General features: G+C 59.4%; 14 protein-coding genes and 2 pseudogenes. 11 read left to right on the top strand and 5 right to left on the bottom strand.

Annotation, left to right across the window (positions count from 1 at the left end; translation table 11 throughout):
* Positions 1–237: 237 nt before the first annotated feature.
* Together PF1751_RS28430 and PF1751_RS14365 are read left to right on the top strand one after the other, a co-directional pair.
* Positions 238–372: pseudogene (locus PF1751_RS28430) on the top strand (SDR family NAD(P)-dependent oxidoreductase); the annotation flags it as partial.
* A gap of 77 nt (positions 373–449) precedes the next feature.
* On the top strand, positions 450–932 hold the full coding sequence (locus PF1751_RS14365; RefSeq protein ID WP_010210176.1) for a VOC family protein: 483 nt from the start codon (positions 450–452) through the stop codon (positions 930–932).
* Here the strand turns inward: PF1751_RS14365 and PF1751_RS14370 are convergent.
* A complete protein-coding gene (locus PF1751_RS14370) occupies positions 929–1,825 on the bottom strand; it encodes an SGNH/GDSL hydrolase family protein (protein WP_010210175.1) in 897 nt (298 codons plus the stop codon). The genes PF1751_RS14365 and PF1751_RS14370 overlap by 4 nt on opposite strands.
* Before the next feature lie 385 nt (positions 1,826–2,210).
* Between PF1751_RS14370 and dapA the strand changes: the two genes are divergently transcribed.
* Positions 2,211–3,074: a 4-hydroxy-tetrahydrodipicolinate synthase gene (gene dapA, locus PF1751_RS14375; protein ID WP_010210174.1), complete on the top strand. Its 864-nt coding sequence runs from the start codon at positions 2,211–2,213 to the stop codon at positions 3,072–3,074.
* A 182-nt stretch (positions 3,075–3,256) separates the two neighbouring features.
* On the opposite strand, the gene PF1751_RS14380 is transcribed toward dapA, so the two are convergent.
* A complete protein-coding gene (locus PF1751_RS14380; protein WP_010210173.1) occupies positions 3,257–5,455 on the bottom strand; it encodes an OsmC domain/YcaO domain-containing protein in 2,199 nt (732 codons plus the stop codon).
* Positions 5,456–5,617: 162 nt separating this feature from the next.
* On the opposite strand from PF1751_RS14380, the pseudogene PF1751_RS29885 reads away from it, so the two are divergent.
* The 3 genes and pseudogenes from PF1751_RS29885 to PF1751_RS14390 form a co-directional block, all read left to right on the top strand.
* Positions 5,618–5,890: pseudogene (locus tag PF1751_RS29885) on the top strand (PAS domain-containing protein); the annotation flags it as partial.
* 228 nt (positions 5,891–6,118) lie between these two features.
* Positions 6,119–7,183, top strand: a complete 1,065-nt coding sequence (locus tag PF1751_RS14385; protein WP_412177532.1) for a methyl-accepting chemotaxis protein — start codon at positions 6,119–6,121, stop codon at positions 7,181–7,183.
* 127 nt (positions 7,184–7,310) lie between these two features.
* Positions 7,311–7,931 (top strand): LysE family translocator, encoded by a 621-nt coding sequence (locus tag PF1751_RS14390; protein ID WP_042572280.1) that lies wholly within the window; start codon positions 7,311–7,313, stop codon positions 7,929–7,931.
* A gap of 60 nt (positions 7,932–7,991) precedes the next feature.
* Here PF1751_RS14390 and PF1751_RS14395 read toward each other — a convergent pair whose 3' ends face one another.
* Positions 7,992–8,648 (bottom strand): O-methyltransferase, encoded by a 657-nt coding sequence (locus PF1751_RS14395; RefSeq protein ID WP_044287260.1) that lies wholly within the window; start codon positions 8,646–8,648, stop codon positions 7,992–7,994.
* Positions 8,649–8,759: 111 nt separating this feature from the next.
* On the opposite strand from PF1751_RS14395, the gene PF1751_RS14400 reads away from it, so the two are divergent.
* Together PF1751_RS14400 and PF1751_RS29360 are read left to right on the top strand one after the other, a co-directional pair.
* On the top strand, positions 8,760–9,392 hold the full coding sequence (locus tag PF1751_RS14400) for a TetR/AcrR family transcriptional regulator (protein ID WP_021493017.1): 633 nt from the start codon (positions 8,760–8,762) through the stop codon (positions 9,390–9,392).
* 29 nt (positions 9,393–9,421) lie between these two features.
* Positions 9,422–9,694: a hypothetical protein gene (locus tag PF1751_RS29360; protein WP_010210163.1), complete on the top strand. Its 273-nt coding sequence runs from the start codon at positions 9,422–9,424 to the stop codon at positions 9,692–9,694.
* A 154-nt stretch (positions 9,695–9,848) separates the two neighbouring features.
* Here the strand turns inward: PF1751_RS29360 and PF1751_RS14410 are convergent, their stop codons facing one another.
* Positions 9,849–11,279 carry an aldehyde dehydrogenase family protein gene (locus tag PF1751_RS14410; protein ID WP_044287261.1) on the bottom strand — a complete coding sequence of 477 codons (1,431 nt, stop codon included), beginning with the start codon at positions 11,277–11,279 and terminating at the stop codon, positions 9,849–9,851.
* A gap of 123 nt (positions 11,280–11,402) precedes the next feature.
* Between PF1751_RS14410 and PF1751_RS14415 the strand changes: the two genes are divergently transcribed.
* The 3 genes from PF1751_RS14415 to PF1751_RS28435 all read left to right on the top strand — a co-directional run bounded on the left by PF1751_RS14415 (position 11,403) and on the right by PF1751_RS28435 (position 15,297).
* Positions 11,403–12,305: a LysR family transcriptional regulator gene (locus PF1751_RS14415; protein WP_044287262.1), complete on the top strand. Its 903-nt coding sequence runs from the start codon at positions 11,403–11,405 to the stop codon at positions 12,303–12,305.
* 708 nt (positions 12,306–13,013) lie between these two features.
* Positions 13,014–14,669, top strand: a complete 1,656-nt coding sequence (locus PF1751_RS14420; RefSeq protein WP_044287263.1) for a methyl-accepting chemotaxis protein — start codon at positions 13,014–13,016, stop codon at positions 14,667–14,669.
* Between the two features lie 262 nt (positions 14,670–14,931).
* A complete protein-coding gene (locus PF1751_RS28435; protein WP_080923210.1) occupies positions 14,932–15,297 on the top strand; it encodes a hypothetical protein in 366 nt (121 codons plus the stop codon).
* A gap of 176 nt (positions 15,298–15,473) precedes the next feature.
* Here PF1751_RS28435 and PF1751_RS14425 read toward each other — a convergent pair whose 3' ends face one another.
* A complete protein-coding gene (locus tag PF1751_RS14425) occupies positions 15,474–15,896 on the bottom strand; it encodes a DUF7832 domain-containing protein (protein WP_044287264.1) in 423 nt (140 codons plus the stop codon).
* Between the last annotated feature and the right edge of the window lie 41 nt (positions 15,897–15,937).

The raw sequence follows: 15,937 nt of genomic DNA on the forward strand, positions 1-15,937 counted from the left end.
ACGGTGTAACCTGTAAGAACTGACAGTTTCTTATACCGAGTCGGCATAAATAACCACCTCAAAAACGCAATAAAGTCCGCTTCATCTACGCAGGCTAGACCTGCCAACCGGCCAACGCCAAGACTGAGTTGCCCCCCCTTAATAACATCTGGAAACAGCCTCTCGATTGCCGACCAAAGCATCGTCTGCTCGCATGACTGCCCCCCATAACAATCAGCCAGATCAAGGAGAGATTCGATGAAAACCCTGGTAGTAGGCACCAGCAAAGGACTGGGCAAAGCCCTGATCGAAGGTCGCGGCGAGCCTGGGGACACGCTGATCGGCGTGTCCCGCAGCCGCCCCGAGCAGTTGGATTACAAGGACGGCGTGGCCGCCCGGCGGATCACGGTGTGAGCAGAGACGAACGCGTCGTCTAAACTTCACACACCGATTCTTCATGGGAACCGACCATGGCCCGCAAAAATACCCTCTGCCTCTGGTACAACGGCACCGCCCTGGAGGCGGCAACCTTCTACGCCGAGACCTTCCCAGACAGCAAGGTTAACGCCGTGCACCTGGCCCCCGGCGATTACCCGTCGGGTAAACAGGGCGACGTATTGACCGTGGATTTCACGGTGCTGGGCATCCCGTGCATCGGCCTTAACGGCGGCCCGATCTTTCCCCATACCGAGGCGTTTTCATTTCAAATTGCCACCGATGACCAGGCCGAGACCGACCGTTACTGGAACGCCATCGTCGGCAACGGCGGCCAGGAAAGCGCCTGTGGCTGGTGCAAGGACAAGTGGGGCGTGTCGTGGCAGATCTCACCGCGCGTGTTGACGGACGCCGTGACCCACCCGGATCGAGCAACGGCCAAGCGCGCATTCGATGCGATGATGACCATGAAGAAGATCGACATCGCCGCGATTGAAGCGGCGGTGGCCGCGGGCTAAGGCAACGCCTTGAGCATGGCCTTGGCCGCCAGGGCGTGGACCTCGCGGGTCGGGTGCCATTCGTCCCAATAGTAATGCGCATCGGCATTGGCACACACCGGTTTTACTTCCGGGTAGGTGGGCTGACACGGCGCGTCCAGGTCCGTGAACCCATTGGCTTGCGGATTGGCACGTAGCGCGTCGCTGAACGCCAAGTGGTCGAAGTAAGTGACCTTCGCCACGCCGATCTGCGCCAACACGGACGGTAATTTCTGCGCGAGCAATTGCTGGTACTTCTTCGCGTTGTCGACGTGGTTGCCCTGCACCACGGCGGGCACGTGGCTGAGGTCCGTAGTACCCACCACCATGACATGCCTGGCCCCCGCCGCCACCAGTTGCTCGGTGGCACTGCGGATGTTGGCCAGGCTCGATTCGCTCAGGGCTTCAATGCTTTCAGGATGGGAGAAGTCGGCCCATTCGAAAAAATCGTTGGCCGAGATAAAGATGAAATACAGCGCCTTGGGGTCGGCCTTGTGGGACTTGGCGGCCTGCAAATGCTCGGCGACTTGGCCGAGCAAGCCTGTGTCCTGGGTTGGCATCATCCACGTGTAGTAATTGCCGTGGCCGCTTTTGGCGCCGCCCACCGCGTAGTCGGTCAACGGTGTTGTCAATGCCTGGGCCAAACCTTCAACGGCGGTCGGGCCATTGCTCCAGCGTCCTTTCCAGTACAGTGGGCCGGGCAGTGCCTGGGCGTCTTTGACCTTTTGCGCGGTAAGCCGGGTGGTGAGCGCTTCGCCCGCGCCATTGTCGGAGTAGCTGTCGCCAAAGGCATACAGATGATCATAGGTCGAGGCGCCAAAGGCGGTCGAGACAGACAGGGTCAGCAAAGCGGCCAAACACGCGCGTCGGATCATCGAGGTTCTCCCGGAGTGTGTGGATAGACTACCGGCTGGTTGAAAGCACGGCCGCATAATTGCGACCCGCACATATCCGGCGACGGCTGCATAAACTCGAACGCGCCCCGTTGACACGCTTCGTAATATTCCATGAAGATGGGGGCCTTATTCAGGGTGTGTCATCCCATGTCTGCAACGTCTTCCGTCAACCTTTTCGCCATTGGCTCTCTTGCCAAGGCACAAGGTTGCGTTGCGCACGCCCTCAAATCGAAGAAACAGTCGCTCATGTGACCGGGGCGCGCTGTCCCGTCAGATGAGCTGACAGGACATTGAGCCCGATTCGCACAATTCCCCTCTGCCCTTCTGACGGTGACTCCAGCGGTCAATCATCAGGAGAAAGTGCATGTCATCGTTTCAAGGTATCTGGGTTCCCGTGGTCACGCCGTTCCATGACGGCGCCATCGACTTCACCGGCCTGCACCGTCTGGTTAGCCACTTGCTGGAGAAACACGTGGCCGGGATCATGGTGTGCACCACCACTGGGGAAGCGGCGGCGCTGAGTCGCCAGGAACAACTGGCGGTGCTCGATGCGGTGTTGCAATGGGTACCGGCGCACCGCGTGGTGATGGGTCTGGCGGGCTATAACCAGATTGAGCTGCTGCAGTTCCAGCGCGAAATCCTGCAACGCCCGGTGGCGGGGCTTTTGGTGCCGGCACCGAGTTACATCCGCCCGTCCCAAGCGGGTTTGGAGGCGTTCTTCCGCACCGTGGCCGATGCCTCCAGCGTGCCAATCATTCTCTACGACATTCCTTACCGCACCGGCGCTACCTTCGAGCAAGCCACCTTGCTGAACATCGTCGCCCATGAACGCATCGTGGCGATCAAGGATTGTGGTGGCAACCTTGGCAACACCCTTGCACTGCTGGCCAGCGGTGATGTGGAGGTGTTGTGTGGTGAAGACGTGCAGATCTTCAACGCCTTGTGCCTCGGTGCGACCGGTGCCATTGCGGCTTCGGCTCACTTGCAGACCGAGCAGTTCGTGGCGCTGTGCCAGTTGGTGCGGGACAATCAGCTGGCAGAGGCGCGGGCGACTTTTTTCGAGTTGCTGCCACTGATCAACGCCATGTTCATGGAGCCCAACCCCGCACCGGTAAAAGCCGCGCTGGCCCTGCAAGGCTTGATCGGCAGCGAATTGCGTGCGCCGATGCAAGCCGCCAGTACCGCCGTTGTCGCGCGCTTGCAGCAGGTACTGAACCCGACCCGCTAACGTGCCTGGCGGGTGTACGCAACGGCCCGTACGGGTGGACCTAGTCCAAGCCCTGGCAAAAATCTAACAGCAGAAACCGATCAAATGTGGGAGCTGGCTTGCCTGCGATAGCATCACCGCGATACATCTGAAACACCGAGGTGGCTGCATCGCAGGCAAGCCAGCTCCCACAGGGGTCAGCGTCAGGCTGAGGTGATGTTGGCGCGAGCCGAGTGCAGCTTCTTGTAACTCTCAATCAGGCGTTGGTGCCGGTCCAGCCCTTCCAGCTTCATGCTGGTCGGCGTCAAACCATAGAAGCGCACGTCGCCCTGCACCGAGCCAATCACCGCATCCATCCGCTCATTGCCAAACATGCGACGGAAGTTGGCTTCGTAATCCGCCAGTTCCAGGTCATCGTCCAGCTCCATCTCCAGCACCGCATTCATCGCCTGATAGAACAGGCCACGTTCAGCCGTGTTGTCGTTGTACTGCAGGAACATCTCCACGCACTCCTTGGCCTCTTCATACTGCTGCAAGGCCAGGAAGATCAGCAGCTTCAGCTCCAGGATGGTTAGTTGGCCCCAGGCGGTGTTGTCATCGAACTCAATGCCGATCAGCGTGGTGATATCGGTGTAGTCGTCCAGTTCGCTCTCGATCAGGCGCTCGACCAACGCTTGCAGCTCTTCCTCGTTGAGGCGATGCAGGTTGAGAATGTCTTCGCGGAAAAACAGCGCTTTATTGGTGTTGTCCCAGATCAGATCGTCCACCGGGTAGATTTCCGAGTAATCCGGCACCAGGATGCGGCACGCGGTGGCGCCGAGGTGTTCGTACACCGCCATATAGGACTCTTTACCCATGCCTTCCAGAATGCCGAACAAGGTCGCGGCCTCCTGGGCATTCGAGTCTTCGCCTGCGCCCGTGAAGTCCCACTCGACGAATTCGTAGTCCGACTGGGCGCTGAAGAAGCGCCACGACACCACGCCGCTGGAGTCGATGAAGTGCTCGACGAAGTTGTTCGGCTCAGTCACCGCCTGGCCTTCGAACGTCGGTTGCGGCAAGTCGTTCAGGCCTTCGAAACTGCGACCTTGCAACAGTTCGGTGAGGCTGCGTTCCAGCGCCACTTCCAGGCTCGGATGCGCGCCGAAGGAGGCGAACACGCCACCGGTGCGCGGGTTCATAAGGGTCACGCACATCACCGGGAACTCACCACCCAGGGACGCGTCTTTCACCAGTACCGGGAAGCCTTGGGCTTCGAGGCCCTGAATACCGGCGAGAATGCCTGGGTACTTGGCCAGCACCTCGGTCGGTACGTCCGGCAAGGCGAACTCGCCCTCGATGATTTCACGTTTCACCGCGCGCTCGAAGATCTCCGACAGGCACTGCACCTGGGCTTCGGCCAGGGTGTTGCCAGCGCTCATGCCGTTGCTCAGGTATAGGTTTTCGATCAGGTTGGACGGAAAGTACACCACCTCGCCGTCCGACTGGCGCACGAACGGCAGCGAAACGATGCCGCGCTCTTCGTTGCCGGAGTTGGTGTCGAACAAGTGCGAGCCGCGCAGCTCGCCCTCGCGGTTGTAGACCTTCAGGCAATAGGCGTCGAGGATTTCACTTGGCAGCTCGTCGTTGGGCCCCGGCTGGAACCAGCGCTCATCCGGGTAATGCACGAATGGCGCATTCGCCAGTTCTTCACCCCAGAACTGATCGTTGTAGAAGAAGTTGCAGTTGAGCCGCTCGATGAACTCGCCCAGTGCCGACGCCAAGGCGCCCTCCTTGGTCGCGCCCTTGCCGTTGGTGAAGCACATCGGCGAATGCGCATCGCGGATATGCAGCGACCACACGTTGGGTACGATATTGCGCCACGACGCGATTTCAATCTTCATGCCCAAGCCGGCGAGAATGCCGGACATGTTGGCAATGGTCTGCTCCAGCGGCAGGTCTTTGCCGGCGATGTAGGTGCCGCCCTCGGAGGTTGAGTTGGGCATCAACAAGGCCTGGGCGTCGGCGTCCAGGTTCTCGACTTCTTCGATGACAAACTCAGGCCCGGCCTGCACCACTTTCTTGACCGTGCAACGGTCGATGGAGCGCAGGATGCCTTGGCGGTCCTTGTCGGAGAGGTCCGCGGGCAACTCGACCTGGATCTTGAAGATCTGGTTATAGCGGTTTTCCGGGTCGACAATGTTGTTCTGCGACAGGCGAATATTCTCGGTGGGGATATTGCGCGTCTGGCAGTACAACTTCACGAAGTACGCCGCGCACAACGCCGACGACGCCAGGAAGTAATCGAACGGCCCCGGTGCCGAGCCATCGCCTTTATAGCGGATGGGCTGGTCGGCAATCACCGTGAAGTCGTCGAACTTGGCTTCAAGTCGGAGGTTGTCGAGAAAGTTGACCTTGATTTCCATGGGGGCACACCAGAATAACGGCTAAACAAAAATGGCCGCCATTATGAGGGGTTTCATCGGGAAGTTTCAGGCTTTTGACCAGTGGCTGGCGAATTGACCAATGTGAATTAACCTTTTCGCAGATGGCGCCGATGGACTGAGTGCAACCATGGAGTAGTCGGAATGCGCAATAACCAGCCCGTAACACAGCGTGAGATTTCCCTCGCGCCTTCGCAAAAACTCATTTCCGCCACAGATGTCCGAGGTGTCATCACTTACTGCAACGACGCCTTTGTCGATATCAGCGGCTTTGAACGTGCGGATCTGATTGGGGCACCGCAAAACATCGTCCGTCACCCGGATGTGCCCCCCGCCGTGTTTGCGCACATGTGGGGCGCGCTCAAACAGGGCCTGCCCTGGATGGGTATCGTCAAGAACCGCTCGAAAAACGGCGACCATTATTGGGTCAATGCCTACGTCACGCCCATTTTCGACGGCAGCAAGGTCGTCGGTTTCGAGTCCGTGCGGGTCAAGCCCACGGCCGATGAGATCCGCCGGGCCCAGGCCCTGTACCGACGCATAAGCCAGGGCAAACCGGGTGTTCCTCGCCAGGACGCCTGGCTGCCGGCCGCTATCAATTGTGTCCCATATGTGGCAACTGGGCTTACCGGCAGCCTCGCCGGCATGTTCCTCAGTGCGCCCGTCGCCATCGCTGTGGCCGTTGCCGTCGCAGTACCGGTGGGCGTGCTCTGTTCGCGTTGGCGTCAAGGCAGCACGTTGCGGCTGTTGCACGGCGTGGAGCCGTCGACCTCGGATGCCTTGATCGCGCAGATGTACAGCGACGCACGTGGGCCTCAGGCACGCCTCGAAACGGCGTTCCTCAGCCAGAACGCGCGCCTGAAGACCTGCCTCACCCGCTTGCAGGACAGCGCCGAGCAACTGAGTGCCCTGGCCGGGCAATCCGATCAGTTGGCCTCCGCCAGCTCCAAAGGCCTGGACCGTCAGCGCGTTGAAACCGAACAGGTCTCGGCCGCCGTCAACCAAATGGCCGCCACCACCCAGGAAGTCGCCAGCCACGTGCAACGCACCGCCGACGCCACCCAGCAGGCCAACGTCTTGACGGGCCGCGGTCGTGAAGTGGCAAGGGATACCCGTGAGGCGATCGAGCGTTTGTCTGCGGTGGTCAGCGAAACCGGCGTCACCGTGGCGCAACTGGCCAAGGACAGTAACGAAATCGGCAGCGTGGTGGACGTGATCAAAGGCATTGCCGACCAGACCAACCTGCTGGCCCTCAACGCCGCCATCGAAGCCGCACGGGCCGGCGAGCAAGGCCGTGGTTTTGCCGTGGTGGCTGACGAAGTGCGCCAACTGGCGCAGCGCACGTCGCAGTCCACCACCCAGATCCACGGGTTGATCACCCAGCTGCAGGCGTCCTCCAACAACGCCGTGCAAAGCATGGAAAACGGTCAACGCCAGGCCCAGGAAGGTGTGGCCTGGGTGCTTGAGGCGGACCAGGCGCTGGTGGGCATCAGCGAAGCCGTGTCGCATATCACCGACATGACCACCCAGATCGCCGCTGCCACCGAGGAACAGAGCGCCGTCGCCGAGGAAATCAGCCGCAACATCACCACCATCGCCGAACTGGCCGACCAGACCTCGCTACAAGCCCATCAATCCACTGACCTGAGCAAGGAGCTGACGAACACCGCGTCCACCCAATACGCATTGGTCGAGCGCTTCAACCGCTGAGCCTGCACTGAACGTGTCGTGGCAAGCGCGCTTCCTGGGGTGAGCGCGTTTGCCACAAGAAAATCGCGAACCACACGATAATGGCGATATGCTTGGGCACCACCTCCACCCAGCACGAAGCCCGACCATGTCCATCACGGATAACCTCCTCGCCTTCACCTTCGCCGCCACACTGCTGACGCTCACACCCGGTCTCGACACCGCTCTGGTGCTCAGGACCGCCACGGTCGAAGGCAAGCGCCAGGCGCTGCAAGCCATGCTGGGGATCAACGCCGGTTGCCTGCTGTGGGGCGCGGCGGTTGCGTTTGGCCTGGGGGCGTTGGTTGCGGTGTCGGAAGTCGCCTTCAACCTGCTCAAGTACTGCGGCGCCGCGTACCTGGCCTGGTTGGGCTTGAACATGTTGCTGCGTCCCCGTCGCTCATTGACCAACGCCGGGGCGGATGCCAAGCCCGCGGGCAACTGGTTGATCAAGGGCATGCTGGGCAACGTGCTCAACCCCAAGGTGGGGATTTTCTACGTGTCGTTCCTGCCGCAGTTCATCCCCCAGGGCCAACCGTTGATCCTCTGGACGTTCGGTCTGGTCAGCATCCATGTGCTGCTCGGGCTGGCCTGGTCACTGGTATTGATCGGTGCTACGCAACCACTGTCCGGTTTCCTGCGCCGTGAAAAAGTCATTCAGTGGATGGACCGCACCACCGGCATGATCTTTGTGTTGTTCGCTGCGCGGCTGGCGTTCAGCAAGCGCTGATTCGGAACCCACCCAGCCGGCGGCTCCAGTGGCAAATACGTGCACGAGTTGCGTCCGCGATTAGCCCAGGCGTATTGAAAGTTCGATGTCATCGGCAAACGCCACGGACAGGTAGCCGTTCTCCGGTGCGCGCACATGGGCCAGGTATTCAGGGCAGTAATCGGTGTTATCCGCCACCACCAGTGCGCCGGGGCGCAGATGGCTTTCCACCAGGCCGAGCACGTCGCCATACAGCGTCTTGGCGCCGTCCAGCAACAGCAGGTCTACGCTGTCCGGCAGGTCGCTGGCCAGGGTGACCAGCGCGTCGCCTTCGCGGATATGAATCAGGTCACTCACGCCGCCTTCGATGAAATGCTCGCGCGCCAGGGCGATCTTCGAAGCTTCGAATTCGCTGCCGATCAGCACACCACCACCGTTGTCACGCAACGCAGCAGCCAGGTGCAATGTGGACAGGCCAAACGAGGTACCAAACTCGACAATCGACCGCGCCTTACTGCTGCGCGCCAGCATGTAGAGCAGTTTGCCGGTGTCGCGCGACACCGGTAGCCACAGGTCCTTGAGCATCGAATACAGCGCCACATATTCGGTCTTGCTGTGCATCAGCCGCTCGCGCTCATCCTTCGACAGCGTGTTCAGCACTGGGCTGGTAGCGGCGCCGGCTTGGGTATACAACCGTTCGATCAGGGGCGCCAAAGGCGCAGTGGACAGGCTCGACATAATTGATTTCCGTAGAGTTGGGACTAAGATGCGACTAATTCGTCGCATTAAAAGTATGCGAGTGATTTATCGCGTCCGCTATTCGCATTAGCCCTGCCTCCGGAACCCTGTATGACCACCCGCCAGACCCCGCGTATTTCCACGCGCAAACAGCCACAACAGGCACGCTCTACCGAGTTGGTGGCGGCAATTCTCGAAGCGGCTATTCAGGTTTTGGCCAAGGAAGGTGCCACCCGTTTCACCACCGCACGGGTCGCGGAGAAGGCTGGCGTGAGTGTGGGTTCGGTTTACCAGTATTTTCCGAACAAGGCGGCAATTCTGTTCAGGTTGCAGAGTGACGAGTGGCAGCAAACCACCCAGATGCTGCGCGGCATCCTGGCGCAACATGCTGAGGCACCGCTGCATCGCCTGCGCACACTGGTGCATGCCTTCATCAGATCAGAATGCGAAGAGGCCCCGATGCGCGTCGCGCTGAATGACGCGGCGCCGCTCTATCGCGATGCCCCGGAAGCCCTGGAAGTGCGCGCAGCGGGGCAGCAGATATTCGAGGCGTTCATGTTGGAGTTATTGCCCGAGGTGACCGAGCCAACCCGCACACTGGCCTGCGATCTGATCCTGACCACGCTCAGTTCGGTCGGCAAGGATTTCTCCGGCAGTCCACGCACACCTGAAGAAATCGCTGTTTACGCCGATGGCATGGCTGATATGTTTCGTGCCTATGTGAGCGCGCTCAACTATTCCTGAAGCGCCGATACCCCAGCAACGGACTGCACATGAACTTCTTCAAGAAACTGTTCGGCTCATCGACAAAAACGGAAGTACCTGCGCCTACGCCCAATGCAGCGGAGTCGCCCGAACCCGACGCCGCCAACCACGCCGCTCGCCTGGCCACCGCCGAATGCCTGGACCGACACTGGCAGTCCGTGGGCACCGTCGAGAAAGACGTGCGCACAGGTGGGCGCGCGGCGCGGGAAGATTTGGTGGCGCGGTTACAGGCGGCAGGGGTTGGGCATGTAAGGGGTGTTTATCGGGAGAGCGTGGTTTAGCAGTGTTTATTGGTGACCGTTTTGAGGGGGAGCTATCAGCCAGAAGCGGCCACTCGATCCACCTCAGCCTCCAGCTCTGCTGGAAACCAGGAACGATTGCCGCCCTGCTTCCGCCTCTATCCACCCAGCACGCCCGGACTGGAACCCGACCTGGTCATTTCAACGGGTCATAGGTGACCAATGTCTTCGGCTCCAGATACGCGCTCATCCCCCACCTGCCCATTTCGCGCCCAAGGCCTGATTGCTTGAATCCACCGAAGGGGGCGCGCGGTTCGTGGGCCAGGGTGTTGATGAGCACGCGTCCCGAATCGATCTGAAGGGCGAGGTTCATACAACGCTCGGGACTTTTTCCCAGCACCAGGGCGCTCAGCCCATAGTCCGTATCGTTGGCAATACTGATCGCATCAGCGTCATCCTCGTAGGGGATGATTGTCAGCACGGGGCCGAAGATTTCCTCACGCGCGATGCGCATCCGGTTGTTGGCCTCAGTGAAAATCGTGGGCTTCACGAACCATCCGGCGTGCAAGCCTTCCGGGCGCCCTTCGCCACCCGACAGTAACCTCGCGCCTTCTTCCTGGCCGATACGGATGTAGCGCTGCACCCGTTCCCACTGTTTCTGGCTCACCATGGGGCCGATGTCGGTGTCGGCGTTGCGCGGATCGCCCGATTGAATCTGTGAGACACCCTCCTTGGCAATCCGCTCGAACTCTGCCAGCCGGCTGCGCGGCACGAGGATGCGAGTGCCCGCGATGCAAGCCTGGCCACTGTTGAGAAATCCGGCCTGCAACACCAGCGGCATGACTGCCTGGAAATCCGCATCGTCAAGCACCACGGTGGGCGACTTGCCGCCGAGTTCCAGCGTCACGCGCTTGATGGTGTCAGCACCGGTTTTGACCAGATGTTGGCCGATAGCGGACGACCCCGTGAACGAGATTTTGGCAACGTCGGGGTGACGGGCGATTTCCTCGCCGACCACATTGCCTCGTCCGTTGACGATATTGAATACACCCGGTGGCAGCCCCGCTTCGTGCAACGCCCTGACCACGACCTGCGTCTGCAACGCGCTCATCTCGCTGGGCTTGATGACGGCGGTGCAGCCTGCCGCCAGCGCGGTGGCCAGCTTGTTGCAGATAAAACCCGCATTGCTATTCCAGGGTGTGATCAGACCGGTAACGCCCAGGGGCGTCAGAATGACCCTGGCCATGCCGACCTGCTCCTCGAATTCGAACGCTTCCAGTACATTGATTGCTTGCGCGATCACGTCAGCCGCATAAGTCGCCATCGAGCGCCCGCGGGCCATAGGTGCGCCATATTCCACCAGGATGGCTTCCAGCAGTTCTTCCTCCTTTGCCGCCACGGCCCGGTGCATGCGTCGCAGTGCCTCAATGCGCTCCTCCCGGCTGGTAAGCGCCCACGCCGGGAACGCAGCCTTGGCGGCGGCGATGGCACGCTGTGCGTCCAGCGCATCGCCCAGCCGAACCTGACCGATGACTTCCTCGGTGCTCGGGTTATGAAGGTCGAACCATTCCTGACCGTTTGGAATGACGAACTCACCGTTGATGTAGATGTGTTCAATGCGTTGCATGGCAACTCCTCACTCAAAATGACTCGCCTGAACCGAGCCTCTGTGAAGGAAGTTTAAGAAGGGATCATTGTTCCGATAAGCTATCCTTTGACTTATGAAGCATCCGCAATTTCAGGACAATCCATGCACAGAACAGGAATGACCGAACTGGAAGTGGTTCTGGCCGTTGCTCGCCGCAGCAGCTTTCGTGGCGCAGCACAAGAGTTGGGCATGTCCACCACCGCCGTGAGCAGTGCGGTGGCCGGCCTGGAAGCGCGCCTGAAGGTGCGCCTGTTCAATCGCTCCACGCGCAGCGTTGCCCTCACCGACATCGGGCAACGCTATGTGGAACGCATCGCCCCGGCGTTGGCACAGATCAAAAGTGCCGGCGAAGAGGCCAGCGTCGGCCCCGACAAGCCCAGCGGCACACTGCGTATCAATGCACCGCATGGCGGGGCCTATCTGCTGCTGGAGCCGCTGTTCAAGCAGTACGCTCAGCGCTATCCCGACGTGCGCATCGACATCGTCAGCGAATCAGGCATGGTCGACATCGTCGCCGGAGGTTTCGACGCGGGGATTCGCCTGGCAGAGTCGGTGCCACAAGACATGATTGCCGTAAAACTGTCAGATGACATTCGAATGCTTGTGGTGGCAACGCCCGAGTATCTCGAACGCCAGGGTGTGCCCGAGCATCCGCAAGACCTGCTCAGCCACCAGAGCATTGGCATGCGCATGGCCCACGGCGGCCTCTACCAATGGGAACTGGAGCGAAACGGTGAAAAGTTGCAGATGAATCTGCCGGTGCGCTTCATTTTCAACGAGATGCTGGCTATCAAACAGGCCGTGGTGTTGGGCCTTGGCATCGGTTTCATTTCCGAGTGGTTCATACAGGAAGAACTGGCCAGCGGCGCCCTGGTGCCAGTGCTGGTACCGTGGTGCCCGTCGTTCGGCGGTTTGAGGCTTTACTACTCGGGCCATCGCTTCGTACCGCCGCGATTACGCGCATTGATTGATCTGGCGCACGCGCTGCGGCCCACTGTGGTTTGAGCATGTCGCTATGGGCCGTTTTCGGCCAAAAGCAGACATTAACGTCGGAGATAAACGGCGGCTGATAAGTTGGCAAAATCGGCCAATCAGACGTTCATGTCGATCAATCCGCTAGTCCCTCTCATGCTCGGCCAGCCGGCATGAATGTCCCGCAAGTGGGGCAGTCAACGCCATCGCTCGCCATTTGCATAACCCCCTCGCCGCACTCCGGGCAAACCTGCCCCCCATAACCGGGAGCCATTTCTCGCAGCAACGCGGCTTGCGATGAAACGGCAACAGCCCCTAGCGAAAAGCATGCTCACAATTAGCGTGCCCTGGCTCACCCCCCTACAAAATACCTGTACAGAAATAGCACTACGCATTTTTACAGCGCTCGCAGGATTCTATCGGCCCAAAGAGGGCCTTGGGCTGTATCGCCGCCAAACAGTAGTCAGCCCGATAGCCGGGCCTCTATTCCTGGCGCTTGCCAGAAACCGGAGGTTACTGACCGTTCATCGGGATTGGGTGATGTCATGACGACATCGCTCCGATATAGTTGTACAAGAGTTGTACAAGAACAAATTCTTGTACAAGATTCCACCGACTAGGAAATAACGCCGCGACTCGTTGCCGTCGAACAAAAGAATGCCTGCGCAGGATGCGGACCAAGGGCGAATACATACCCTTGCAGGTGTCCCTAAATTGCTCCTCCCACTACGCAGGTACATCATGCCAACGCACACTCCCCGGCTCTCTACACGGACCAGTCTCTATGCCGGCTATGCCAGCCTGCTCGCGTTTATGTTGCTGATCGCCGCTATCTCGCTGTACGCCCTGGCTAACAGTAATAAGGACTTTTTTCTCTACGTTAATGGCGTTGATGCACGTACCCGCCTGGCCAACACACTGAACGACGCCGCCGCCCAGCGTGCGATTGCCCTGCGTAACATCGCCTTAAACAGCAATGTCACCGCGAGAGGACAGCAGCGAGGCGCGATTGCCGCCAACGAACAATTGGTGGCCAGCAGCCTCGCCGCGCTACGCCAGGCAACTGATAACCATGGTGATGTGTCGCCCAAAGCACGTGAACTGTTCTCAACCATCGAGCAGGTCGAGAGCCGCTACGAACCGGTAGCGCACACCATTGCCGAACACCTGTTCAAGGGTGAAAACGATGAGGCCCTGCGCATGGTCAGCGAGCAGTGCACACCATTACTGGCCGAGCTGACACAGGCAATTGGCGAATACCTGCGCTACACCAACCAGAGAGCAGACCTGCAGGTCAGCGAAAATGACGAACACTATCTGTCACAACGCAACCTTCTGCTCGCCATTACTGCGCTGGCCGTCTTACTAGCAGCGGTACTGGGCTACGTCATCAGCCGCAACCTGCTGCGCGCGCTGGGTGCCGAACCGAGTGAACTCAACCAGCTCGCCCAACGGGTTGCCAACGGCGATTTGCGCGCTAGCGAACGCACGATTGAGCCACCACAAGCCAGCATCATGGCCGCCCTGCTGAGCATGCAGGAGAACCTGCGGGACATGACCAAGGGCATAAACCTGTCCTCACAGACCGTGGCCGAATCCAGCCAGGAGCTTAGCCAATCGAGCCTGAGAAACGCCGAAAGCGTGGCCATGGCACAGTGCGAGGTCGAGCAGATCGTCACCGCCGTTCACCAAATGGCCGCCACCGTGCAGGATGTCGCGCGCAACGCCGAATCCGCCGCCAGTGCCGCCAGCGAGGCCGATAGCGCGGCCCTGTACAGCCAGCAGAAGGCCAAAGATGCCGTCAACATGATCGGCGAGCTGGCCGAGACAATCGAACAGTCCAACATGGCCATGGGCCGGCTGAAGAATGAAACCGGCAATATCGGCGGCGTGCTTGAAGTGATCAAGTCGGTGGCCGACCAGACCAACCTGCTGGCCCTCAATGCAGCCATCGAAGCTGCCCGTGCTGGCGAGGCCGGACGCGGCTTCGCGGTGGTAGCCGACGAGGTGCGCAGCCTGGCACAGCGTACCCAGAAGGCCACCTCAGAGATCGAGGGGCTGATCGCCAGTCTGCAGAAAATTGCCGACGAGACCTCGCAGCATATGCAACGCTGCAAGAGCTCCAGTGCGCAGTCGGTGTCCGGCGTTTCCGAGGCCGGTGACGCGGTAAGCACGATCGTAACCATGATCGAGCGGATCAACGGCATGAACCACCAAATCGCCGCTGCCGCCGAGCAGCAGAGTACCGTTGCCGAGCAGATCAGCCGGGGCATCGTGACCGTCAGCGAAAGCGCCGAGCAATCCGCTGCAGCCTTCCGCAGCGCTCAGCAGGAAAGCGAAGGACTGGCACGCACCAGCGTGACATTGCGAGAGAACATCTCGCGCTTTCAGCTCTAGGGTCTGTTGCCGTTTCATCGCAAGCCGCGTTGCTGCGAGAAATGGCCCCCAATTAGCAGCAGGACGCAGGTAATGGTCCGATTCCTGTAGCAACAGCGGGGGCCATTTTCCTAGCGGCCTTATGGTCTGACCACAATTGTGCAATACCTGCCATTTTTGAGCGTCTGCTTTTGGCCAAAAGCAGACTGTGGACAGGTAGCCGTTGATGTCTCTACGCTGGACAATCTAGTGACAGCACAGCGGTAAAAAAGGAGTAGTCACGTTGGAAGTTGCCATTGATCGAGATAGCGTTCATGCAGGAGATGATCTGGGAAGCCATGCGACGTCGATCACACTCGATCCATCAGCAACGCTGCGCGCCTTAATCGAAGTGATACAAGAAGCCGGCTACTTACCGGGTATCAATGGAGGCAAGGCTACTTGGATTATTTGGTCGTCTGACAAACCAATAGGTGTTTTAGCGCAGCAATGGCCAGCACCTAAATTGACCGTGCCGCCCGAAAGCACCGTTGATCAATATTTCGGAAATACCGAACCTCGCCTTCTGTTCAGATATTGGTGTCAGGCAGATCCAGATGAGGTCTTTTCGAATATCAAGACCGGAAATAAGCCACCTTCACGATTTTAGGATTGGCGGTGGACATTTCTGTCGATCAATGCGGTTCAGATGACTGCTTTGGGTCGAAAGCAGCCGGTCAAGACTGACCGCTTTAGACCCGAAGCGGACACTTCTGTGTGCCATACAGGTAATGAAGGATGTGCGGCGCAGAGTCGATCAACGATTGCTTTCGTCTAGAAGCACGGTTACGCCTCTGCTTTAATCAGCACGCCACTCTTAACCCGCGCATCCAGAATCGCGGAAAACGCTTCAAAATCGTGCGCGGATTCCGGGGCCACATACATCAAGTTGCCAAAGTGGTCGGCGTAGTCTTGAAGGTAAAGGCCATTGCTCCCGTAATACTGTTGCGCAATCTCATTTCCAGCGTCGTTCAAGTCCTCCTCGGTAAATTTGCCATCGCAATACCTAAAGAGAAACTCGGTGGCGGAGAGTTCGCCGCTGACCACGTGGGCGACGGCTTCAGGCTCTTCCTCGGCGTGAAAGTCGCCAGCCCAGCCTTTAATAAAACACCATCTTAAGAACAGCGCTATGTGTGTGCCGCCATGTTCCGGTGGTTGGCCTGCTGGAAAGTCTCCGCCATGGTGCCAGCTTGCATCATCGTATTTCATGGGCGTCCTTGAGATGTTTTGCGTTGAAAACGGGAGTTCGA

This window comes from Pseudomonas simiae (assembly GCF_000934565.1).
Lineage (GTDB): Bacteria > Pseudomonadota > Gammaproteobacteria > Pseudomonadales > Pseudomonadaceae > Aquipseudomonas > Aquipseudomonas simiae.

Excerpts from the sequence above, each read along its gene's own strand:
- PF1751_RS14420 (WP_044287263.1), top strand. The coding sequence starts at position 13,014 with ATGCCAACGCACACTCCCCGGCTCTCTACACGGACCAGTCTCTATGCC.
- PF1751_RS14385 (WP_412177532.1), top strand. The coding sequence starts at position 6,119 with ATGTTCCTCAGTGCGCCCGTCGCCATCGCTGTGGCCGTTGCCGTCGCA.
- PF1751_RS14410 (WP_044287261.1), bottom strand. The coding sequence starts at position 11,279 with ATGCAACGCATTGAACACATCTACATCAACGGTGAGTTCGTCATTCCA.
- PF1751_RS14380 (WP_010210173.1), bottom strand. The coding sequence starts at position 5,455 with ATGGAAATCAAGGTCAACTTTCTCGACAACCTCCGACTTGAAGCCAAG.
- PF1751_RS14365 (WP_010210176.1), top strand. The coding sequence starts at position 450 with ATGGCCCGCAAAAATACCCTCTGCCTCTGGTACAACGGCACCGCCCTG.
- PF1751_RS29360 (WP_010210163.1), top strand. The coding sequence starts at position 9,422 with ATGAACTTCTTCAAGAAACTGTTCGGCTCATCGACAAAAACGGAAGTA.
- PF1751_RS14415 (WP_044287262.1), top strand. The coding sequence starts at position 11,403 with ATGCACAGAACAGGAATGACCGAACTGGAAGTGGTTCTGGCCGTTGCT.
- PF1751_RS14370 (WP_010210175.1), bottom strand. The coding sequence starts at position 1,825 with ATGATCCGACGCGCGTGTTTGGCCGCTTTGCTGACCCTGTCTGTCTCG.
- dapA (WP_010210174.1), top strand. The coding sequence starts at position 2,211 with ATGTCATCGTTTCAAGGTATCTGGGTTCCCGTGGTCACGCCGTTCCAT.
- PF1751_RS14395 (WP_044287260.1), bottom strand. The coding sequence starts at position 8,648 with ATGTCGAGCCTGTCCACTGCGCCTTTGGCGCCCCTGATCGAACGGTTG.
- PF1751_RS14425 (WP_044287264.1), bottom strand. The coding sequence starts at position 15,896 with ATGAAATACGATGATGCAAGCTGGCACCATGGCGGAGACTTTCCAGCA.
- PF1751_RS14400 (WP_021493017.1), top strand. The coding sequence starts at position 8,760 with ATGACCACCCGCCAGACCCCGCGTATTTCCACGCGCAAACAGCCACAA.
- PF1751_RS14390 (WP_042572280.1), top strand. The coding sequence starts at position 7,311 with ATGTCCATCACGGATAACCTCCTCGCCTTCACCTTCGCCGCCACACTG.